The organism is Ruegeria sp. C5 (assembly GCF_056537605.1).
In genome coordinates, this window is the sequence record NZ_JBQFRX010000003.1 from 416,396 (window position 1) to 436,874 (window position 20,479).

At 58.9% G+C, this 20,479-nt stretch carries 20 protein-coding genes; 17 read left to right on the forward strand and 3 right to left on the reverse strand.

Annotated elements, in window-relative coordinates:
- Positions 1-60: 60 nt before the first annotated feature.
- Positions 61-2,457 (forward strand): UvrD-helicase domain-containing protein, encoded by a 2,397-nt coding sequence (locus ACR0AW_RS13640; protein ID WP_170732922.1) that lies wholly within the window; start codon positions 61-63, stop codon positions 2,455-2,457.
- Between the two features lie 3 nt (positions 2,458-2,460).
- Here the strand turns inward: ACR0AW_RS13640 and ACR0AW_RS13645 are convergent, their stop codons facing one another.
- Positions 2,461-2,751 carry a DUF1330 domain-containing protein gene (locus ACR0AW_RS13645; protein ID WP_170401405.1) on the reverse strand — a complete coding sequence of 97 codons (291 nt, stop codon included), beginning with the start codon at positions 2,749-2,751 and terminating at the stop codon, positions 2,461-2,463.
- A 374-nt stretch (positions 2,752-3,125) separates the two neighbouring features.
- Positions 3,126-3,350: a DUF1127 domain-containing protein gene (locus ACR0AW_RS13650; protein ID WP_170392061.1), complete on the reverse strand. Its 225-nt coding sequence runs from the start codon at positions 3,348-3,350 to the stop codon at positions 3,126-3,128.
- Positions 3,351-4,285: 935 nt separating this feature from the next.
- On the opposite strand from ACR0AW_RS13650, the gene mraZ reads away from it, so the two are divergent.
- From mraZ to ACR0AW_RS13700, 10 genes are all read left to right on the forward strand, one after another.
- Entirely contained in the window at positions 4,286-4,753 is a 468-nt protein-coding gene (gene mraZ / locus ACR0AW_RS13655) for a division/cell wall cluster transcriptional repressor MraZ (RefSeq protein ID WP_480439182.1), read from the forward strand.
- Between the two features lie 4 nt (positions 4,754-4,757).
- Positions 4,758-5,750 (forward strand): 16S rRNA (cytosine(1402)-N(4))-methyltransferase RsmH, encoded by a 993-nt coding sequence (gene rsmH, locus ACR0AW_RS13660; protein ID WP_170733102.1) that lies wholly within the window; start codon positions 4,758-4,760, stop codon positions 5,748-5,750.
- Positions 5,747-6,115, forward strand: coding sequence for a cell division protein FtsL (gene ftsL, locus ACR0AW_RS13665; protein WP_170732921.1), 369 nt, complete (start codon positions 5,747-5,749; stop codon positions 6,113-6,115). The genes rsmH and ftsL overlap by 4 nt, the downstream gene beginning before the upstream one ends.
- On the forward strand, positions 6,112-7,899 hold the full coding sequence (locus tag ACR0AW_RS13670) for a peptidoglycan D,D-transpeptidase FtsI family protein (protein WP_170392055.1): 1,788 nt from the start codon (positions 6,112-6,114) through the stop codon (positions 7,897-7,899). The genes ftsL and ACR0AW_RS13670 overlap by 4 nt, the downstream gene beginning before the upstream one ends.
- A gap of 22 nt (positions 7,900-7,921) precedes the next feature.
- Positions 7,922-9,403, forward strand: a complete 1,482-nt coding sequence (locus ACR0AW_RS13675; RefSeq protein WP_170732920.1) for a UDP-N-acetylmuramoyl-L-alanyl-D-glutamate--2,6-diaminopimelate ligase — start codon at positions 7,922-7,924, stop codon at positions 9,401-9,403.
- Positions 9,400-10,818, forward strand: coding sequence for a UDP-N-acetylmuramoyl-tripeptide--D-alanyl-D-alanine ligase (locus ACR0AW_RS13680; RefSeq protein ID WP_170732919.1), 1,419 nt, complete (start codon positions 9,400-9,402; stop codon positions 10,816-10,818). The genes ACR0AW_RS13675 and ACR0AW_RS13680 overlap by 4 nt, the downstream gene beginning before the upstream one ends.
- Complete coding sequence (gene mraY / locus ACR0AW_RS13685; RefSeq protein WP_170392049.1) at positions 10,818-11,900, forward strand: phospho-N-acetylmuramoyl-pentapeptide-transferase; 1,083 nt, start codon at positions 10,818-10,820, stop codon at positions 11,898-11,900. Before ACR0AW_RS13680 ends, mraY begins: the two co-directional genes overlap by 1 nt.
- The gene (locus tag ACR0AW_RS13690; protein ID WP_170732918.1) at positions 11,897-12,427 is read left to right on the forward strand and encodes an AAA family ATPase; all 531 of its coding nucleotides are present in this window, start codon (positions 11,897-11,899) and stop codon (positions 12,425-12,427) included. The genes mraY and ACR0AW_RS13690 overlap by 4 nt, the downstream gene beginning before the upstream one ends.
- Positions 12,428-12,440: 13 nt before the next feature.
- Positions 12,441-13,835: a UDP-N-acetylmuramoyl-L-alanine--D-glutamate ligase gene (gene murD / locus ACR0AW_RS13695; protein WP_170733101.1), complete on the forward strand. Its 1,395-nt coding sequence runs from the start codon at positions 12,441-12,443 to the stop codon at positions 13,833-13,835.
- 106 nt (positions 13,836-13,941) lie between these two features.
- Positions 13,942-14,322 carry a glycine zipper family protein gene (locus ACR0AW_RS13700; protein ID WP_170392045.1) on the forward strand — a complete coding sequence of 127 codons (381 nt, stop codon included), beginning with the start codon at positions 13,942-13,944 and terminating at the stop codon, positions 14,320-14,322.
- On the opposite strand, the gene ACR0AW_RS13705 is transcribed toward ACR0AW_RS13700, so the two are convergent.
- Positions 14,319-15,497 (reverse strand): BaiN/RdsA family NAD(P)/FAD-dependent oxidoreductase, encoded by a 1,179-nt coding sequence (locus ACR0AW_RS13705; RefSeq protein WP_170661987.1) that lies wholly within the window; start codon positions 15,495-15,497, stop codon positions 14,319-14,321. The two genes, ACR0AW_RS13700 and ACR0AW_RS13705, sit on opposite strands and share 4 nt — an antisense overlap.
- A gap of 194 nt (positions 15,498-15,691) precedes the next feature.
- Here ACR0AW_RS13705 and ACR0AW_RS13710 point away from each other — a divergent pair, with 194 nt between their 5' ends.
- From ACR0AW_RS13710 to ACR0AW_RS13735, 6 genes are all read left to right on the forward strand, one after another.
- Positions 15,692-16,027: a cupin domain-containing protein gene (locus ACR0AW_RS13710; protein ID WP_170392042.1), complete on the forward strand. Its 336-nt coding sequence runs from the start codon at positions 15,692-15,694 to the stop codon at positions 16,025-16,027.
- 252 nt (positions 16,028-16,279) lie between these two features.
- Positions 16,280-17,443, forward strand: a complete 1,164-nt coding sequence (gene ftsW, locus ACR0AW_RS13715) for a putative lipid II flippase FtsW (RefSeq protein WP_170732917.1) — start codon at positions 16,280-16,282, stop codon at positions 17,441-17,443.
- Entirely contained in the window at positions 17,443-18,540 is a 1,098-nt protein-coding gene (locus ACR0AW_RS13720) for a UDP-N-acetylglucosamine--N-acetylmuramyl-(pentapeptide) pyrophosphoryl-undecaprenol N-acetylglucosamine transferase (RefSeq protein ID WP_170420828.1), read from the forward strand. Before ftsW ends, ACR0AW_RS13720 begins: the two co-directional genes overlap by 1 nt.
- Positions 18,537-19,943 carry a UDP-N-acetylmuramate--L-alanine ligase gene (murC, locus tag ACR0AW_RS13725; protein WP_170732916.1) on the forward strand — a complete coding sequence of 469 codons (1,407 nt, stop codon included), beginning with the start codon at positions 18,537-18,539 and terminating at the stop codon, positions 19,941-19,943. Before ACR0AW_RS13720 ends, murC begins: the two co-directional genes overlap by 4 nt.
- 4 nt (positions 19,944-19,947) lie before the next feature.
- Entirely contained in the window at positions 19,948-20,196 is a 249-nt protein-coding gene (locus tag ACR0AW_RS13730; protein ID WP_170732915.1) for a DUF2484 family protein, read from the forward strand.
- The gene (locus ACR0AW_RS13735) at positions 20,193-20,459 is read left to right on the forward strand and encodes a DUF2484 family protein (RefSeq protein ID WP_170392032.1); all 267 of its coding nucleotides are present in this window, start codon (positions 20,193-20,195) and stop codon (positions 20,457-20,459) included. The genes ACR0AW_RS13730 and ACR0AW_RS13735 overlap by 4 nt, the downstream gene beginning before the upstream one ends.
- The last annotated feature ends 20 nt before the right edge of the window (positions 20,460-20,479 follow it).

The window sequence follows — 20,479 nt, forward strand, 5'->3', positions numbered from 1 at the left end:
GAGCGAACAAGCCGTGAACAAACCCTTTCCCTCCGCGCCCATCCGGCGTAGTTTACCGGCATGAGCAGTTTTGACGAAATGGACGCCTTCGAAGGCGCATCGCTGTCGGCGCGGGCGATGCCTGCGACCTCGGCTGAGTACCTCAACGATCTCAACCCGGCGCAGCGCGAAGCGGTTGAGCGGCTGGATGGTCCGGTGCTGATGTTGGCTGGTGCGGGCACGGGCAAAACAAAAGCTCTGACCGCTCGGATCACCCATCTGCTCAGGACACATAGGGTGCGCGATAATGAGATTCTGGCGGTGACCTTCACCAATAAGGCCGCGCGAGAGATGAAAGAGCGGGTAGGGCGGATGCTGGGCCGACCCGCTGAGGGGATGCCGTGGCTTGGCACCTTCCACGCAATTTGCGTCAAGCTGCTGCGTCGCCATGCGGAACTGGTCGATCTGAAATCGAACTTCACAATTTTGGACACTGACGATCAGAAACGGCTGCTGAAACAGCTTACTCAAGCCGCCAACATTGACGACAAGCGCTGGCCCGCTCGGATGCTGGCCGGGATCATCGATGACTGGAAAAACCGAGCGCTGACGCCCGACAAGGTGCCTGCTGCGGATGCGGGGGCCTATAATCACAAGGGCATCGAGCTTTATGCCCAATACCAGACCCGCCTACGCGAGCTGAATGCGGTGGATTTCGGCGACCTGTTGCTGCACATGGTCACGATTTTCCAAACCCACCCGGACGTGCTGGAGCAATACCAGCGCTGGTTCCGTTACATCCTTGTGGACGAGTATCAGGATACCAACGTAGCCCAATATCTCTGGCTTCGTCTGCTTGCAGGGGGCCACAAGAACATCTGTTGCGTCGGCGATGACGATCAGTCGATCTATGGCTGGCGCGGGGCCGAGGTGGGCAACATTCTGCGGTTCGAAAAGGACTTCCCTGGCTCCTTCGTGGTCCGGCTGGAACAGAACTACCGCTCGACCCCGCATATTCTGGCCGCTGCGTCCAACGTCATTCGTGGCAATGAAAGCCGCTTGGGCAAAGAGCTTTGGACCGACCGCGAAGAGGGTGAAAAGGTCCGTCTGATCGGCCATTGGGATGGCGAGGAAGAAGCGCGTTGGATCGGGGAAGAGATCGACGCGATGCAAGGTGGCACGCGCGGTGTGCGGCCGATGAGCCTTGATGAGATCGCGATCCTCGTACGCGCTTCGCACCAGATGCGGGCGTTTGAGGATCGGTTTTTGACCATTGGTCTGCCTTACAAGGTGATTGGCGGCCCTCGATTCTATGAGCGGATGGAGATTCGCGATGCCATGGCCTATTTCCGGCTGGTGGTCAGCCCCGAGGATGATCTGGCCTTCGAGCGGATCGTGAACACACCCAAACGCGGCCTCGGCGACAAGGCGCAGCAAACGATTCAGGTGGTGGCGCGCGAGAATGGCGTGTCTCTGATCGAAGGGGCGCGGATCGCGGTCGATAACAGCCTGATCAAGGGCAAGGGTGGCAAGGCGCTGCGCGAACTGATCGACGGGTTGGCGCGGTGGAATGCAATGACGCGTGGGCCTCGGATTGAGGTGGACGATGAAACGGTGATTGATGACGGTGTTTCACCGATCCGATACGGCGCGCCCGAGCATACGCATATCGAGCTGGCGCAGATCGTCTTGGACGAATCCGGCTATACCGCGCATTGGCAGAACGAAAAGACGCCCGAGGCGCCTGGGCGATTGGAAAACCTCAAAGAACTGGTCAACCAACTGGACAATTTCGAGAACCTGCAGGGGTTTTTGGAACATGTCAGCCTGGTGATGGACAACGAGCAGGACAGCGACGGGGCCAAGGTCTCGATCATGACGCTGCACGCGGCCAAGGGGCTGGAGTTTCCCGCGGTTTTCCTTCCGGGGTGGGAGGATGGATTGTTCCCCTCTCAGCGTTCGATGGACGAATCCGGTCTCAAAGGCCTCGAAGAAGAACGAAGGCTGGCCTATGTCGGTATTACCCGCGCAGAAGAAGTCTGTACGATTTCCTTTGCAGCCAACCGACGGGTGTTCGGACAATGGCAGAATTCGATGCCGTCCCGGTTCATTGATGAGTTGCCCGAAGATCATGTGGAAGTGCTGACACCTCCGGGGCTCTATGGTGGTGGTCAGCAGGCAGCCGGGATCGAAACCCGCGCAGCCGAGGCGAATGTCTATAACTCTCCGGGCTGGAAGCGGATGCAGGCGCGGCAGGGGCAATATGGCATGTCTCAGCCAAAAGAAAGCCGGAATACTGTGATTGATGCGACAGCCGTGGCCAGCTTTACGCTGGGCGAGCGAGTGTTTCACCAGAAATTCGGCTATGGCGCAGTGATCGGCATCGAAGGTGATAAAGTCGAGGTCGATTTCGACAAGGCAGGGGTGAAGAAAGTGGTCTCGCGCTTTCTGACCAACAAGGATGACTTGCCGTTCTGAAGCTTACAACCCTTCGACCAGCACAAGATTCGCCGTCGCCGTTTTTTGCCTGATCTTGGCCAATTCGACATAGTCCGGATCGTCCTTCCACGCGTTTGCGGCAGCCATATCCGGAAACTCCATCAGGACGATCCCATCTTCTTCCCAACTGCCTTCGATCACTTCAACGGGTTTTGAGGATACGGTTAGAAGCCTTCCGCCATGCCGGTCAAAGATCGGCATGAATCCTTCGAGGTATTTCTGGTACCCATCCGGGTCATGAATGGAAATCTGGGCGATGAAATAAGCGGCCATGGGAGACTCCTGACAAAGCGTTCACGACCCCAGCCTACATCTTGTGCGCAAAAAACGAAAAACGGCGGTTCCCAGGGAGGAGGAGGGGAACCGCCGTTCTTTTCTACATCAGGGCAGGGAGGAGGAAGCCCCGATGTATCCGAACCCGGGTTTGATCCCGGTATGAGGAAGACGCGGCGACGTCAGGGAGGAGGAAGACGTCGCCGCGCGCTTTCAACATCGAGGCAGGGAGGAGGAGAGCCCCGATGTATCAGGTTCCGGCGGTCAGGGCCGGTATTAGGTGCGGCAACGTCAGGGAGGAGGAGAGACGCTGCCGCTGAAATACAGGTCCGAAAGGGAGGAAGACGGACCTGATCTCGGTGTTCTTGTTGCGCTTACCGCGCGATCTGCTCTTCGGTGGCCTGTTGGGCCAGCCGGCGGATCATCGAGCGGTGCAAGCCCAGATCAGCCAATTCCCGATCTGACAGTCCCGACAATTCGTTGACTGTCTGACGGTACAGGCGATAACGAGCAACCCGGGTTTTCACGGTCTCAACCAGCGTTGAGATTCCATTTGCCGGTGTGCCTTTCAGAGCTGTTTGTGTGCTTGCGACTGCCATCTTCATGATCCGTTCATTCTTACTGTTGCCGGTATCGTCCGGCGTTTGCTTGAGACTGAAGATAGGCAAATGCTGCGATTGCACAATGGTTCGCGTCGTCAATGCTGCTATGCAGCAAATGCATGGATTGGCAGGATAATCCGGTACGCCCCAATAATTGCCTTTAAAATACTGGTTTTCACGTGTGCTTGGCGTTTCGTGTGTCCAGACCCTGTGATGGTGACCGCTTATCTATTGAGCGGAATTGGCGTTTGTTTGGGCATGTTGTGTCAACTCAAGAGGGGCAATTCTTCTCACCGCAGGTCCGGCGCCTGGGGTGATGGTGCTATGGGAAAGCATGGGTCGACTATGGGAATGGCCTGTAAAGGGACCGCGATTCGTCCTCTTCGGCTGTCATTCATGGGTGTCTGCGCCAAATAATATGTAATTCTAAAAATTATTGGGAATTCATGGGGGTAATAATTTAGGCGTCAGTTCTTGCATATTTAGTGCTAGTAAGCATCAGGAGCACAATTTGTGGCATATTTGATCCGAGTTTCGATTGCATTAGTCTTGATCTGAAGCCTGCATCAGGCCTCCATATGCAAATTTCCTATTGATTTCCATGAATTCCCATGGCATCCCTTGTGTACCCGATGAGGGCGAGGACAGTTGAGGGGCACCAAACGACCCCGAACCAAAAATACAAAAACAGGTTTCATACAGGCATCTCGCTTTCATCACTTAACAGATCCGGCGCGCGGGCGAGCAGACATCCCCCCAGGTGGCGCGCGCAGCTGGACATCCCGCAAAGCGGGTCAATGCGGCGGGTTGATCAGTGGCAGCAGATCAACCCGCCGTTTTACTTCCGGGGGGAACGTGAATTTTGAGGTGGGGCGCAAGCGAAAGGGACAGTCGTCTTGGCGCGCAGGTTTAGAGGCGAAAGCCAGCATAAGGTGGATACGAAGGGCAGGGTCTCGATCCCGGCCTCGTTTCGTCGTGTGCTTGAGGCCTCGGACCCCAGCTGGCAACCCGGTGACAATCCTGAACTCGTGATTGTCTATGGCGACCACCGCCGCAAATACCTTGAATGTTACACCATGGAAGCGATCGACGAGGTGGATGCCAAGATCGATGCGCTGCCACGTGGCTCGATGCAGCGTCGGATGCTTCAGCGGATGTTCCATGGTCAGTCCTTCCCGACCAATGTGGACGAAACGGGTCGTTTGGTGCTGCCCGCAAAGCTGCGCAACAAGATCGACCTTGAGAACGAGGCGTTCTTTATCGCTGCCGGTGATACCTTCCAGATCTGGAAGCCCGAGACATACGAGGCCGAGGAACTGGCCACGACCGAGGAATGGCTTGACGATCTGCCGGATGATTTCGATCCGATGCAGTATCTCGATGGCATCGGGGATGGGTGACGGCATGGCCGGCGCTCAGACCTCATCGGACAAACCTCATATCCCCGTTCTTCTGCGCCCATTGTTGGCCGCCGTGGCGCCGGTATCCGGTGCCTGGCTGGACGGCACATTCGGCGCAGGCGGCTATACTCGTGCGTTGCTGGAGGCCGGGGCCGAGAAAGTCATTGGCGTCGATCGCGACCCGCTGGCATTTGAAATGGCCGCTAACTGGGCTGGGGAATACGGTGACCGGCTGGTGATGCAGCAGGGCGTGTTCTCTCGCATGGATGAATATGCACAGGATCTGGACGGCGTGGTGCTGGATCTTGGTGTCTCATCCATGCAGTTGGATCAGGCTGAACGCGGTTTTTCCTTCATGAAAGACGGTCCGTTGGACATGCGGATGAGCCAAGATGGTGAAAGCGCAGCTGATCTGGTGAATACGGCAGCCGAGACGCAATTGGCCGACATCCTGTTCCATTTCGGTGAGGAACGCGCCAGTCGTCGTATAGCAAAGGCCATCGTCAAGGCGCGGGCCGAAGAACCGATCAGAACAACTCTGCGGCTGGTCGAGATTATCGAATCCTGCCTGCCGCGCCCCAAACCGGGCCAATCGCACCCGGCGACGCGCAGTTTTCAGGGGCTACGGATCGCGGTGAACGCAGAATACGAAGAACTGTTTCAGGGGCTTATGGCCGCCGAGCGCGCTTTGAAGCCGGGGGGGCAACTGGCCGTTGTGACTTTCCATTCCATAGAAGACCGGATGGTGAAGCGGTTCTTCCAATCGCGCGCGGGCAAAACCGGACGCGCCAACCGTTATGCGCCTGAGATGGAGCAGGAGAAGCCGCAATTCATACTCAAGACCCGCAAGGCCGTTGGGCCGGATGAGCAGGAACTTGAAGAAAACCCACGTGCACGCTCTGCAAAATTGCGTGTCGCGATAAGAACGGATGCCCCGGCAGGGGAAATTGAGGCCCGGGCCATCGGCATGCCGCAATTGGGGGGAAGGGCAAGATGAAGAGTATTCTGTATATGTTGACTGCACTATCCGTGTTCGGGCTGGCGCTTTGGGCTTATCAAGAGAACTACCGCACGCAGCAGGTGCTGAAGGAAACGCAGTCGCTGCAAGGCCAGATCGGTATGGCGCAGGCGCGACTCGCCGTGCTGAATGCTGAATGGGCCTATCTAAACCGGCCTGATCGTTTGCGTGAGCTGGCGGACTTGAATTTCGAACGTCTCAGCTTGCTGCCTCTGCGGGCTGAGCAGTTTGGTCGCGCCGATCAGATTTCCTATGGCGAGGACCCGGATCTGCCCATCGTCGACTCGCCTGAAATACAGGACGTCACTGACATTCAGGCACTGATCGAGGTGCAGGTTCCATGACCCGCACACCACTTCGCCCTCTGGCCCGTATCCTCGACGCCCGTGCAAAGGGTGAAAACCCCAAGGCGATTGAGCGAGAGAACATCCGCAAACGCCACGAAGACATGAAAGACCGCGCCCGCGCGCGCGCCGAGGGCCGCCTGTTGGTGTTGGGTCTTTTCTTCTTTTGCGCCTTTTCGGTCGTAGGCTTTCGTATGGGCGTTCTGGCGACATCCGAGGCGCAAGAACCATTGGCAAGTGCGCCGGGGGCCTCCATCGCCATGCAACGCGCCAATATCGTGGATCGCGAAGGCCGTATTCTGGCGACCAATCTGGACACCTATTCTGTCTATGCGCAGCCACCGCTGATGATTGACCCGATCGCCGCAGCCGAGCAACTGGTCGCTATTTTCCCTGATCTGGAAAAAGAGCGTTTGGTCAAAGACTTCACCGGTAAGCGAAAATTCCTGTGGATCAAGAAGCGCATCTCGCCCGAGCAGAAGCAGGCGGTGCATGACATCGGTGATCCCGGCATCCTGTTCGGCCCGCGCGAAATGCGGCTATATCCCAATGGCAGACTCGCGGCGCATATTCTGGGCGGCTCGGGCTTTGGCCGCGAAGGTGTCAGCGCAGCCGAGGTGATCGGCGTAGCTGGCGTCGAAAAACAGTTCGACGGCTATCTGCGCGACCCGGCCAACGGCAACAAGCCGCTGCAACTGTCGCTGGATCTGACCGTTCAAGCGGCGGTGGAACAGGTGCTTTATGGCGGCATGAAGATCATGAACGCCAAAGGAGCCTCGGCGGTTCTGATGAACGCCCATACGGGCGAGGTCGTCTCGGCCGCGTCGTTGCCGTCTTTTGACCCCAATGACCGTCCGCGCCCACCGACCTCGGGCTTCGATCCCTCGGACAGCCCGCTGTTCAATCGCTATGTACAGGGTGTCTATGAGCTGGGTTCGGTGTTCAAAATCTTCACCGCCGCGCAGGCGGTGCAGCTAGGTCTGGTGAACTCCAACACCATCATTGACACTTCCGGCCCAATGAAAATCGGGCGCTTCCCGATTGGCGAGTTTAACGGCAAGAATTATGGTGAGATCAGTGTCTCGGATGTAATCAAGTACAGCTCGAACCGAGGCACCGGGCGGCTGGCCTTGCAAATCGGGGCCGACCGGCAACAGGATTTTCTGAACGCGCTGGGCATGTTCGACCCAACCCCATTCGAGATTGTCGAGGCCAAGGGCGGGCAACCGCTCAAGCCCAAGAAATGGGGTGAGTTGAGCACCGTGACGATTTCTTATGGCCACGGCCTTTCGACCAGCCCCATGCATCTGGCCGCTGGTTACGCAGCGATTGCCAATGGCGGGTACTATGTCAGCCCCACGATCCTGCGCCGCAATGGCCCGCAATACGGCCCTCGCGTGATGTCCGAAAACACCGCCAAGCAGGCGCAAAATATGCTACGCAAAGTGGTCACGGATGGCACCGCCAGCTTTGGTGATGTCAAAGGGTACGACGTGGCGGGAAAAACCGGTACTGCCGATAAACCCAAGCCGCGTGGCGGGTACTATGAGGACAAGGTGATTGCCACCTTCGCCACCATCTTCCCGGCTTATGATCCGAAATATGTGCTAATCGTCACGCTGGATGAACCGTCCATCGTGGCCTATGGCGAAAAGCGCCGCACGGCGGGTTGGACTGCCGTTCCCGTTGCTGCCGAACTGATTGGACGGGTGGCGCCGCTATTGGGTCTCAGACCCCGGCTTGAGCCTGAGGCGCGCGCTGCTATAACGCTGACCTCAAATTAGGCTGTCCAGCGAAAGGTGGGTCATGGGCAATCGGTCAAAGAAACTCAGCGAACTGGCCCTGACCGCACGGGGAGGGGCCAATCCCGAAATCACCGGTCTGGCTGTTGACAGCCGCGAGGTCAAAGACGGTTTCCTCTTTGCAGCCCTTCCCGGCACCCGAGTCCATGGTGGAGACTTCATCCAATACGCCTTGCGCATGGGGGCCGCCGCGATCCTGACGGACGCGAAAGGGGCCGAGATCGCCACCGACGAACTGGCCGCATCCGATGCTGCGCTGATCGTCACGGAAGACCCCCGTCAGGCACTGGCAGGGGCCGCCGCCCTTTGGTTTGGCGCGCAACCGCAGACTATCGTGGCGGTCACCGGCACCAATGGAAAAACCTCGGTCGCCAGTTTCGTCCGCCAGATCTGGACCGAGCTTGGACTTGCCGCCGTCAACCTGGGCACCACCGGGGTCGAGGGCGCATGGACTGCGCCGCTGGCCCATACAACACCCGAGCCGGTCACTCTGCACCGCTGTCTCGCCGAAGCTGCCGAAAATGGCGTGACCCATGCGGCGATGGAGGCCTCCTCGCACGGGCTTGAACAGCGTCGCTTGGACGGGGTGCATCTGACCGCTGCCGGGTTCTCGAATTTCACGCAGGATCATCTGGACTATCACGACACGTTCGAGGCTTATTTCGCAGCCAAGGCGGGTCTGTTTGATCGTGTGCTGCCCGAAGACGGGGTCGCTGTGGTCAACCTTGGCGATCCCAAGGGTGCCGAGATGCGCAAGATCGCCGAGGCACGCGGCCAGAATATCATCACCGTAGGCCCTGAGGGTTCTGATCTTTGTCTTCTGAATCAACGCTTTGACGCGACCGGGCAGGATTTGCGCTTTTCATGGAAAGGCAAGGCCTATCAAACCCGCCTGAATCTGATCGGCGGCTTTCAGGCCGAGAACGTTTTGCTGGCTTGCGGATTGGTCATCGCGGCGGGCGAGGACCCCGACCGCGTGTTCGAAACCTTGCCGCACCTGATCACCGTGCGCGGACGGATGCAGCTGGCTGCCACCCGCGATAACGGCGCGGCGGTGTTTGTCGATTACGCGCATACGCCGGATGCCGTGGCCACTGCACTGAAGGCGATGCGCCCGCATGTCATGGGACGTCTGATCGCCATTGTTGGTGCAGGCGGTGACCGAGACGCCACTAAACGCCCATTGATGGGGCGGGCCGCTGCTGAAAACGCCGATCTGGTCTTTGTTACCGATGACAACCCACGCAGCGAAGACCCGGCCACCATCCGCGGTGCTGTCATGTTGGGCGCACCCGAAGCCACGGAAGTCGGCGACCGGGCCGAGGCCATCCTGCGCGGCATCGACGCGCTGCAACCGGGCGACGCTCTGCTGATTGCGGGCAAGGGACACGAAATCGGCCAAATCGTCGGAGATCAGGTCCTGCCCTTTGACGATGTGGAACAGGCCAGTATCAGCGTTGCCGCGCTGGACGGGAGGGTCGCATGACGCTCTGGACCGCAGCCGAGGCCGCAGAGGCCACCAACGGGCGCGCCACCACCGATTGGCAGGTGAACGGCGTCTCCATCGACACGCGCACCCTGCAGCCGGGTGACCTGTTCGTTGCGTTGAAGGCTGCCCGCGACGGCCATGATTTCGTCGCCCAAGCGCTGGAAAAAGGCGCAAGCGCAGCGCTTGTGTCGCATATTCCCGAAGGCGTGCCCGAAGATGCACCGCTGTTGATCGTCGACGATGTGCAGACGGGTCTAGAGGCGTTGGGGCAGGCGGCTCGCGCCCGGACAGGTGCGCGCGTGGTGGGGGTGACTGGCAGCGTGGGTAAGACCTCGACCAAAGAAATGCTGGCCAGCATTCTGGAGACGCAAGGCAAAACTCATGCCAGCGTCGCCAGCTACAATAACCATTGGGGCGTGCCTTTGACGCTGGCGCGAATGCCGCGCGACACCGAGTTCGCGGTGATCGAGATCGGCATGAATCATCCGGGCGAAATCGCTCCGCTGGCGCGTCAGGCGCAACCGCATGTGGGGCTGGTGACCACAGTAGCCGCCGTCCACCTTGAAGCCTTCGACTCGGTTGCGGGTATTGCTTTTGAAAAGGCTGCGATATTCGACGGGCTGACCGAGGGCGGCACTGCTATCGTCAATGCCGATATCGAACACGCGTGCATCTTGCGCGACTGCGCCGCTGCGCATGGTGCAAAGATCGTCGAATTTGGCCACAAGGCGCGGGACTATGCCCTTAACAACGTGCTCCAAGGCCCTGACTCGGTGCGGGGACACGGTATTGTCGGCGGCGCAGACATCACATTCGATGTCCAATCCGCGGGAACTCACTTTGCTATGAATGCGCTGGGCGCTCTGGCGGCCTGTGTCGCGCTGGGGGTCGATCTGGATCAGGCGATTGCCGGTCTGCGCGGCTGGTCTCCGGTCAAAGGGCGCGGTGTGCGCGAGGTGATCGCGCTGCCAAATGGCGGGCAGATTGAACTGCTCGATGACAGCTACAACGCCAATCCAACCTCGATGGAGGCCGCTCTCGACGTGCTGTTTGCGTCGGCGGGCAAACGCAAGATCGCGTTTCTGGGCGACATGAAAGAGCTTGGTGCGCAAGAGCAGGCGATGCACGCCGCCATGGCCGAGGTGCCTGCGATGGCGCATGTTGATCAGGTTCATTGCATCGGCCCGTTGATGCAAGCGCTGCATCAGGCTCTGCCCGAGGGTAAGCGCGGGTTGTGGACGGAAACCAGCGATGAGATGGCCGCCCATCTGCCGGAATTGATCCGTAGCGGCGATGTAGTGATGGCCAAGGGATCTCTCAGCATGGCTCTGGCACAGATCGTTGACGGTCTGCGGCAAATGGGGCATGGCAGCGCGCCAGAGAGCCGCCGTATTGTGAGAAAGGTTTTGTAATGCTCTATTGGTTAACCGCCCTGTCGGACGGAGGGGATTTCTGGAACCTCTTCCGCTATATCACCTTCCGGGCAGGGGGCGCCTTTCTGACTGCGCTAATCTTTGGGTTTCTGTTCGGAAAACCCTTGATCAACGTATTGCGCAAGCGGCAAGGCAAAGGTCAACCGATCCGAGATGACGGCCCCGAGGCGCATCTGTCCAAGGCCGGGACCCCCACCATGGGCGGGCTGCTGATCGTGGGTGCGCTGGTCACCTCGACCCTGATCTGGGCGCGCTGGGACAATCCATATGTCTGGATGGTACTGTTCGTGACGCTGGCCTATGCGGCCATCGGCTTTGCGGACGATTATGCCAAGGTCTCAAAGCAGAACACCAAGGGCGTTTCCGGTAAGATGCGGTTGGCGCTGGGGATCATCATCGCCGTGCTGGCGTCACTCTGGGCGACGCTGCACCATCCCAGCGACTTGCAAAACCAGCTGGCTCTGCCGGTGTTCAAGGATACGCTGATCAATCTTGGCCTTTTCTATATCCCTTTTGCGGTGATCGTCATTGTGGGTGCGGCCAACGCGGTGAACCTGACAGATGGTCTGGACGGGCTGGCGATCATGCCCGCGATGATCGCGGCCTCGACCCTTGGTGTGATTGCCTATGCGGTTGGGCGGGTCGACTTTACCGAGTATCTTGATGTTCACTATGTACCTGGGACCGGTGAAATCTTCATTTTCACTTCAGCGCTGTTTGGCGCGGGGCTGGGATTCCTGTGGTACAACGCCCCTCCGGCGGCGGTTTTCATGGGTGATACCGGATCACTGGCTCTGGGCGGTGCGCTGGGCGCGATCGCCGTGGCTACCAAACACGAGTTGGTATTGGCAGTCGTGGGCGGGCTGTTCGTGGTTGAAGCTTTAAGTGTGATCATCCAGGTTCTTTATTTCAAACGGACCGGAAAGCGCGTGTTCCTGATGGCACCGATCCATCACCATTATGAGAAAAAGGGTTGGGCTGAACCCACCATCGTGATCCGGTTCTGGATCATTTCACTGATCTTAGCGATGATCGGGCTGGCGACGCTGAAAGTCAGATGAGCCCGCGTTGCGTCGTGCTTTCTGGATGCTCCGGTGGTGGCAAATCAACACTGCTGGAGGAGATGGCCCGTCGCGGATATTCAACAGTTTCCGAGCCGGGTCGGCGTGTCGTTGCCGAGGAAAGACAAGGTGGTGGTCGCGCTCTGCCTTGGGCCAACTCCGAGGTATTCTGCCGCCGGATCATTGAACTTGCGATATCAGACTTCAACAATGCCAAAGATGACCTTGTGCTATTTGATCGTTCGGCATTGGACGCGCTGATTTGGTTTGATCGTACCGGTACACCGTTGGAGACCAAAGTGCGTGAACAGATACTGCACTTAGGCTACGACCCATGCGTGTTTCTCTTTCCTCCTTGGCCTGAGATATTCGAACAGGATGATGACCGGCGGCACAACTTGGCCGCAGCTATTGCGGAATACGATGCTTTGTGCGACCGGTTACCAGACTATGGGTTCGTAATAGAAAACGTTCCAAAAGGGCCGGTCGCTTGGCGGGCGGACTGGCTGGAAGAGCGGCTCGGATAGAAGGTGTATGGCAATGATCCCGGTCAAAGGGTTTTCAGGGCAGAAAGTAGCGATTCTGGGGCTAGGTCGGTCGGGTCTGACCACCGCACGAGCGCTGCGCGCTGGCAGGGCTGAGCCGATCTGCTGGGATGACAACCCCGCCGCGCGTGAAGCGGCAGAGGTCGAGGGATTCTCGTGTGTCGATCTGCGCCGCCACGGGGCGTTTGACGATATTGCCGCACTAATTGTCTCGCCCGGCATCCCTCATCTCTACCCCGCGCCGAACCCGGTTGTGGCCGCTGCGTTGGAAGCCGGAGTTCCGGTCGACAATGATATGGGTCTGTTCTTTCGCTCTTTCGCAGGCCCTGAATGGAACAACTACGACATCCCACCGCGCGTCATCGCGGTGACGGGATCGAATGGCAAATCAACCACCGCTGCGTTGATCCAACATATCCTGACCGAGGCCGGGCGCGACTCGCAACTGGCGGGTAACATTGGGCGCGGCGTGCTGGACATCGACCCAGGTGGCGATGGATCGGTCGTGGTACTGGAGCTATCGAGCTACCAGACCGAACTGGCCCGCGCACTGACGCCGGATGTGGCGGTTTTCACCAATCTTTCACCTGATCACTTGGATCGACATGGTGGAATGGGTGGTTACTTTGCCGCCAAACGTCGCCTGTTCGCCGAAGGAGGCCCAGACCGCGCCGTGATCGGGATAGATGAGGCCGAGGGCGCGTTTCTGGCCGGGCAACTGGCCGAGGGGCCGTCGGATGACCGGGTGATCCGCGTCTCGGTGGCGCGCAAGCTGACCGGGTCGGGTTGGCAGGTCTTTGCCCGCAAGGGTTTCCTGTCGGAATACCGCAAGGGCCGTCAGGCCGGATCGATCGACCTGCGTGAGATCAAGGGCCTGCCCGGTGCGCATAATCACCAGAACGCCTGCGCCGCCTATGCCGCCTGCCGTTCGCTGGGCCTTGCTCCGCGCGTGATCGAAGACGCGCTGCACAGCTTCCCGGGTCTGCCGCACCGCAGTCAGATCATCGCCGAGGCGGACGGCGTGACCTATGTGAATGACTCGAAAGCCACCAACGTAGATAGCGCCCTCAAAGCCTTGAGCGCGTTCAAGAAGATACGTTGGATCTGTGGCGGGCTTGAGAAAGAAGGCGGGCTTGAGGCGCTGAACGGGGCAGGGGACCACGTAATCAAGGCCTACGTCATCGGGCGTGAGGCGGCGAGCTTTGCAATGCAGTTGCAGGCCGATGCGCAAGTCTGCACCACTATGGAAGCGGCGGTTATGCAGGCCATGGCCGATGCGCAGCCCGGTGAAACCGTTCTATTGGCACCTGCTGCGGCCAGTTTCGACCAGTATGACAACTTCGAACAACGTGGCGATGACTTCGTGGTTCAGGTTAAAAAACGCCTCTGAAAGCAATGCGTTTGCAATAGATCGCCGGTTCGGCGAAGCTGTGGGCCTATCTGCTTGACGCACTGCCTGCATTGGTTTTTGCCTTCAGGAAATTCAACACGAGGTCATGAATATGCCAAACCGTAAACTTCTTCTGGTCGTTCCAGCGCTGCTGGCTGCTGCGGCTTGCACCAATACCGGGGCCAACTATCAGCCCGTGATCGATGGCCCGGTAGGCCCTAACTACAACTCGGACCTGTATCAGTGCCAGCAACTTGCAGCCTCGCAGGCCAGCGTTGACGGATCGACCGCAGGTAATGCCGCAATCGGCGCTGCAGGTGCTGCAGCCGTCACCGGCATCGTTCAGGACAGCAGCGACAACCTGGGTCGCGCCGCCGTTGCCGGTGCGTTGGTTGGTGCAGGCGCTGACGTGATCAACAAGAACCAGAACAAGGAAGTCATCGTGCGCAACTGTATGCGCGGACGGGGTTACAACGTCGTAGGCTAACGGCTTGCGATGGCACTTCCGGCGGCGTGGCCCGAGGACCACGCCCATTGGAAGTTGTAACCGCCAAGCCAGCCGGTGACATCCACCGCTTCACCAATGACATAGAGGCCGGGGACATCCCTGGCCTCCATGGTTTTGGACGACAGCCCGTCAGTGTCGATCCCGCCCAGAGTGACCTCGGCGGTGCGATAGCCCTCGGTGCCCGACGGCGTAAGCCGCCAGTTGGACAATGCGGCGATCAGTTCCGACAGCGCCGTGTCGGACTGATCCGCAAGATTGCCCTTCATCGGGATATGGTGTGCGAGGTATTCCACCAGACGCGTGGGCAGGTGGCGTGCCAATTCGGTGGTCAGCGCCTTGCGCCCAACAGCCTGCCGCTGATCGCGAAGCAGATCGTATAAAGGCAAATCGGGGATCAGGTTGACCCATATTGCCTCACCCTCGCGCCAGTACGAAGACAATTGCAGTACCGAAGGACCGCTCAACCCGCGATGGGTGAACAACAAAGCCTCGTCGAAACTGCTGCGCTCGTTTGATAGTCGAGCGGGCAGGGAGACGCCGGACAGATCCTTGAACCGACCGTCCGAGAAGGTGAACGGCACCAGCGCCGCCCGTGTCTCGGTTATCTGCAGCCCGAATTGCTGCGCGATGTCATAGGCCAACCCCGTTGCGCCCATTTTGGGGATCGATTTGCCACCCGTGGCCAGAACCAGATTGCGACAGGTCAGAAGGATGTGCTTGCCATCGCGTTCGACATCCAAAGCGAAACCGCTTTCGGTTTTGCGCAAGTTGCGCAGCGACGTCTGCACCCAGAGCTCGGCCTCGGCCTTGGCCATTTCATTCAGCAGCATCTGGACGATCTGTTTCGAAGACCCGTCGCAGAACAATTGCCCAAGCGTTTTTTCATGCCATGCAATGCCATGGCGATCGACCAGCTCGATGAAGTCCCACTGTGTATATCGCGCCAGCGCTGATTTGCTGAAATGCGGATTCTGAGACAGGAAATTGCCCGGTCCCGCATACATATTGGTGAAATTGCATCGTCCACCACCCGAGATGCGGATCTTTTCTCCGGGAGCTTTTGCATGGTCGATCACCAGCGCCTGGCCACCGCAATGGGCTGCGCACATCATGCCGGCCGCGCCAGCACCGAGGATGATCGTCTCGAAATCCATATGCTGCGCATGGCGTGGATTGTGAGCGATGGCAAGAGCGCAGACCAAAAACGGTGTGGGTTTGGCCCACGGAATTTCTCAGCAGCACATGGGTTTGTGCCATATGGTATGTGGATTTTTACTCGTAGTGCATTCTGACATGCTAGGCTCTGTGCTAATGCTTGCCGGTTAGATCCATTTAAAGGGATAAAAATATGCGCTTTCCAAACTTCATTACAGACTTTCCAAGACTAGACGTGCCATTTCCCGAAGACGTCGTGCAGACGGCAGTCATTCGATCTGATGCTGGTTTGGTCGCCTTTTTTACTTTTCTTAAAGAAATGGAACTCCCACTACATTCACATGGTGCCCAATGGGGTACGGTGGTGGAAGGAGAAATTGAACTCACCATTGGCGGAGAGACGAAAGTTTATCTGCCCGGCGACAGCTATTCTATCCCAGCCGGAGTGGAGCATGGCGGGCGCATCAAGGCGGGTTCCCGAGTGATCGATGTGTTTGAAGAGCCTGACAGATACCCCATCAAAGACTGACGATTTACTTTTTGAACAATGACGTTGGGCGCGGTTGATATTTGGATGAACTCAAACCGAGCCTCAACGGGCCGTCGATCAGAACAGGCAGCATGCGCTGCTTGAATGCATGCGCGTTTGTCAACGGCGGCTCATCGTTCCGGAATTCCAGTTCTGCCTGTCATTCTGCTAGCCCAAATGTAAAAATCCCTGTAGACTCTCAACCAGATCCCGAAAACGGGACGTTAACGAGGCAGATAGTGGCGGTATCTCATGACTGAGATGGTGTATGGCGCGGTCCAGGACCAGCGCGGAGAACCGATTCTTCCGAAGTGGTGGCGAACGATTGATCGCTGGACGATGTCCTGGGTTCTGATCCTGTTTGTCATCGGGCTTTTGCTTGGGCTGGCCTCGTCGCCGCCACTGGCGGGGCGTAACGGGTTCGATCCTTTCCACTATGTAGAACGTCAGGCGATCTTTGGCGGGCTGGCGCTGGTCGCGATGCTGCTGACCTCAATGATGTCGCCGACACTGGTGCGGCGGCTGGCGATTCTGGGCTTTCTGGCCTCGTTCGTGGCGCTGGCCTTCTTGCCGGTCTTCGGTACAGACTTTGGCAAAGGCGCGGTGCGCTGGTATTCGCTGGGTTTTGCCTCGTTGCAGCCATCCGAGTTCCTCAAGCCCGGTTTTGTCGTGGTGGCCGCATGGCTGCTGGCCGCATCACAGGAAATCAACGGCCCGCCGGGGCGGTTGTGGTCCTTTGCACTGTGTATGTCCATCGTGGCAATGCTGGTGATGCAGCCCGATTTCGGGCAGGCCTGCCTGATCCTTTTTGGTTGGGGTGTGATGTATTTTGTCGCCGGAGCCCCGATGCTATTGCTGGTCGGCATGGCCGGGGCGGTCGTTCTGGGCGGCATGTTTGCCTATTCCAATTCCGAGCACTTTGCCCGTCGTATCGATGGTTTCCTTAATCAGGAACTCGATCCGACCACCCAGCTTGGGTATGCCACCAATGCTATCCGCGAAGGCGGCCTGTTCGGCGTCGGCGTGGGTGAGGGGCAGGTCAAGTGGTCTCTGCCTGATGCGCATACGGATTTCATCATCGCGGTCGCGGCCGAAGAATACGGGCTGATTCTGGTGCTGATTATCATCGCGCTGTACTCGCTGATCGTTGTGCGTTCGCTGCTGCGGCTGATGCGCGAACGCGACATGTTCATCCGTCTGGCTGGCACTGGTCTGGCCTGCATGTTCGGCGTGCAGGCTATGATCAACATGGGCGTCGCCGTGCGTCTTCTGCCCGCCAAGGGCATGACGCTGCCGTTTGTCAGTTATGGCGGATCGTCCCTGATTGCTGGCGGCATCTCGGTTGGCATGTTGCTGGCCTTCACCCGAACCCGCCCGCAGGGCGAGCTGGGCGACATTCTGCGCGGACGAGGCTGATGGGCAAACCTTATCTACTAATCGCAGCAGGTGGCACCGGCGGCCACATGTTCCCCGCGCAGGCGTTGGCCGAGGCGATGCTACAGAAAGGCTGGCGTGTGCGCCTGTCCACCGACCCGCGCGGAGCGCGCTATACCGGCGCGTTCCCCGCAGACGTCGAGATTGTCGAGGCATCCTCGGCCACCTTCGCCCGAGGCGGATTAGCGGCCAAGATGTTGGTTGGACCCAAGATTGCTGCTGGAGTCACTAGCATGGCTGCGCAGATGATGCGTGACAAGCCGGATGTGTTGGTGGGCTTTGGCGGCTATCCGTCGATACCGGCGCTGGGCGCGGCCATCCTGCTGAAGCTGCCGCGTATGATCCATGAACAAAATGGCGTTCTGGGCCGGGTAAACCAACTGTTTGCCACGCGTGTGGCTCAAGTGGCCTGTGGTGTCTGGCCCACCGATCTGCCTGAAGGGTCCAAGGGCATACACACTGGTAACCCGGTTCGCGCCTCCGTTCTTGAACGCGCTGCTGCCCCCTATATCCCGCCTGGGGAGTACCCGATGTCCGTCCTGGTGATGGGCGGCTCACAGGGCGCACGTATCCTCAGTGACGTGGTGCCGGGGGCCATCGCTGCGCTGCCTGAATATCTGCGCGGGTACATCCGCGTCTCGCATCAGGCCCGCGATGAGGATGGTGAACGGGTCAAGGCCTTTTACGCCGATCACGGCATACGCGCCGATGTACAGCCTTTCTTTGATGACGTACCTCGCCGCATGTCCGACGCGCAGCTGGTTGTCAGCCGGTCGGGTGCCTCCAGTATTGCCGACATTTCCGTGATTGGCCGTCCGTCGATTTTGATCCCGCTTGCCACGGCTGCCGGAGATCATCAAACAGCCAACGCGCGTGGGTTGGTTCAGGCAGGTGGGGCGATCATGATCCCCGAAAACGCCCTTGACGTTCCCGCGCTGACACAGCAAATGACCACGGTTCTCACCAACCCCGAAGCCGCACAGCAAATGGCCCATGCCGCGCTATCGGTCGGGGCACCGGACGCCACCGAGCGTCTGGTCGCCCTTGTCGAGCAACTGGCGCAGAAGGAGACCTCATGAATCCAGCAACCAAACTGCCGCAGGACGTTGGACCGATCCACTTCGTGGGCATCGGTGGGATCGGGATGTCGGGTATCGCAGAGGTGCTTTTGAATCTTGGCTACCGTGTACAAGGTTCGGACCTGAAAACCTCGAAGATTACTGACCGGCTGGCTGGGCTGGGTGCTGAGATTTTCGAAGGCCAGCGTTCCGAGAACTTGCAGAACGCCGCCGTGGTCGTGGTCTCAACTGCGATCAAACCGGGGAACCCGGAACTGGACGAGGCACGCGCGCAGGGCCTGCCCGTCGTCCGTCGCGCCGACATGCTGGCGGAACTCATGCGCCTGCGCTCGAACATTGCCATCGCCGGAACTCACGGTAAGACCACAACAACCACTATGATGGCGGAACTGATGGTCGCGGGCGATTTCGACCCCACAGTCATCAATGGCGGCATCATCCACGCCTATGGCAGCAACGCCCGCATGGGGCAAGGCGAATGGATGGTGGTTGAAGCGGATGAGAGCGACGGCTCATTCAATCGCCTGCCTGCAACCATCGCCATCGTCACCAATATCGACCCCGAGCATATGGAGCACTGGGGCGATTTCGACCAACTGCGCGACGGGTTTTACGAGTTCGTCTCGAACCTGCCGTTTTATGGCTTGGCCGTCTGCTGCACAGATCATGCCGAGGTGCAGGCGCTTGTTGGCCGCATCTCCGACCGCCGCGTGCGCACCTATGGTTTCAACGCACAGGCCGATGTGCGGGCCGAAAACCTGACCTATAAGGGCGGCGTTGCCCATTTCGACATCCATTTGCGCCACGAAGACAAGGTGATTGAGGGCTGTACCCTGCCGATGCCCGGCGATCACAACGTCTCGAATGCGCTTTCCGCTGTGGCCGTGGCCCGTCATCTGGGCATGAAAGCTTCGGAAATTCGCGACGCGCTGGCCAAGTTCGGCGGCGTCAATCGCCGCTTCACGAAGGTTGGAGAAATTGACGGCGTCACCATCATCGACGATTACGGCCACCATCCGGTCGAAATCGCCGCCGTTCTCAAGGCCGCACGTCAGGCCACCGAGGGCCGCGTTATCGCCGTCCACCAGCCTCACCGCTATTCCCGCCTGTCCGACCTGTTCGACGATTTCTGCACCTGCTTCAACGACGCCGACGTGGTCGCTATTGCCGAGGTCTTTGCCGCAGGCGAAGATCCGATCGAAGGTGCCAGCCGTGACGATCTTGTGCAGGGCCTGATCCGCCACGGCCACCGCCACGCGCGCGCGATCTTGAACGAAGAAGACCTCGCCCGCCTTGTCCGTGAACAGGCCCGCCCGGGCGATATGGTTGTCTGCCTCGGCGCAGGTACGATCAGTACCTGGGCCAACGGTTTGCCTGACCGGTTAATCGCCAAAGCGAGCTAACCTCGTGGCGTTGTCGCTCATACTCGCCTGCGTCTGGGTCTTCGCTTCCACCATTGTGGCGATGCTGCCGATGCACCTGCAATTCCCACCGGGTGTTTTACTGTTTGCCAGCGCGCCTGCTCTGATTCTGTGGCTGAGTTTAGACTATGGCTGGCTCGTCGGAGTCCTGGCTGCTGGCGGTTTTGTTTCGATGTACCGCAACCCGATCCGCTACTACTGGCGCAAGTGGACGGGTAAAGAGGTGTCGGAATGAACTGGTCGATTGCGCTTGCCGGTCTGTGGGGTGTTGTCGCCAACGTGTTGGCGATGTTGCCCAGCAAGGACAACCATTGGCGGCGCGCCTATTTCCTTATCGCCGTTGGCGTCCCCATCCTAGGCTATGTCACCTATGAAAATGGTCCATGGATCGGGCTGCTGGTTCTGGCGGCAGGTATGTCAGTTCTGCGTTGGCCGGTGATTTACCTCACCCGTTGGACAAAGGCGAAAATGCAGGGCATGAAGGCGGCGAACAAGTAACTGGCCATTTTCAGGAGGCC

Coding starts and splice junctions, on each gene's coding strand:
- ftsW (WP_170732917.1), top strand. CDS start 16,280: ATGACTGAGATGGTGTATGGCGCGGTCCAGGACCAGCGCGGAGAACCG.
- ACR0AW_RS13640 (WP_170732922.1), top strand. CDS start 61: ATGAGCAGTTTTGACGAAATGGACGCCTTCGAAGGCGCATCGCTGTCG.
- ACR0AW_RS13650 (WP_170392061.1), bottom strand. CDS start 3,350: ATGGCAGTCGCAAGCACACAAACAGCTCTGAAAGGCACACCGGCAAAT.
- ACR0AW_RS13680 (WP_170732919.1), top strand. CDS start 9,400: ATGACGCTCTGGACCGCAGCCGAGGCCGCAGAGGCCACCAACGGGCGC.
- ACR0AW_RS13700 (WP_170392045.1), top strand. CDS start 13,942: ATGAATATGCCAAACCGTAAACTTCTTCTGGTCGTTCCAGCGCTGCTG.
- ACR0AW_RS13735 (WP_170392032.1), top strand. CDS start 20,193: ATGAACTGGTCGATTGCGCTTGCCGGTCTGTGGGGTGTTGTCGCCAAC.
- rsmH (WP_170733102.1), top strand. CDS start 4,758: ATGGCCGGCGCTCAGACCTCATCGGACAAACCTCATATCCCCGTTCTT.
- ACR0AW_RS13675 (WP_170732920.1), top strand. CDS start 7,922: ATGGGCAATCGGTCAAAGAAACTCAGCGAACTGGCCCTGACCGCACGG.
- ACR0AW_RS13670 (WP_170392055.1), top strand. CDS start 6,112: ATGACCCGCACACCACTTCGCCCTCTGGCCCGTATCCTCGACGCCCGT.
- ACR0AW_RS13705 (WP_170661987.1), bottom strand. CDS start 15,497: ATGGATTTCGAGACGATCATCCTCGGTGCTGGCGCGGCCGGCATGATG.
- murD (WP_170733101.1), top strand. CDS start 12,441: ATGATCCCGGTCAAAGGGTTTTCAGGGCAGAAAGTAGCGATTCTGGGG.
- ACR0AW_RS13645 (WP_170401405.1), bottom strand. CDS start 2,751: ATGGCCGCTTATTTCATCGCCCAGATTTCCATTCATGACCCGGATGGG.
- ACR0AW_RS13690 (WP_170732918.1), top strand. CDS start 11,897: ATGAGCCCGCGTTGCGTCGTGCTTTCTGGATGCTCCGGTGGTGGCAAA.
- ACR0AW_RS13720 (WP_170420828.1), top strand. CDS start 17,443: ATGGGCAAACCTTATCTACTAATCGCAGCAGGTGGCACCGGCGGCCAC.
- ACR0AW_RS13710 (WP_170392042.1), top strand. CDS start 15,692: ATGCGCTTTCCAAACTTCATTACAGACTTTCCAAGACTAGACGTGCCA.
- ftsL (WP_170732921.1), top strand. CDS start 5,747: ATGAAGAGTATTCTGTATATGTTGACTGCACTATCCGTGTTCGGGCTG.
- mraY (WP_170392049.1), top strand. CDS start 10,818: ATGCTCTATTGGTTAACCGCCCTGTCGGACGGAGGGGATTTCTGGAAC.
- murC (WP_170732916.1), top strand. CDS start 18,537: ATGAATCCAGCAACCAAACTGCCGCAGGACGTTGGACCGATCCACTTC.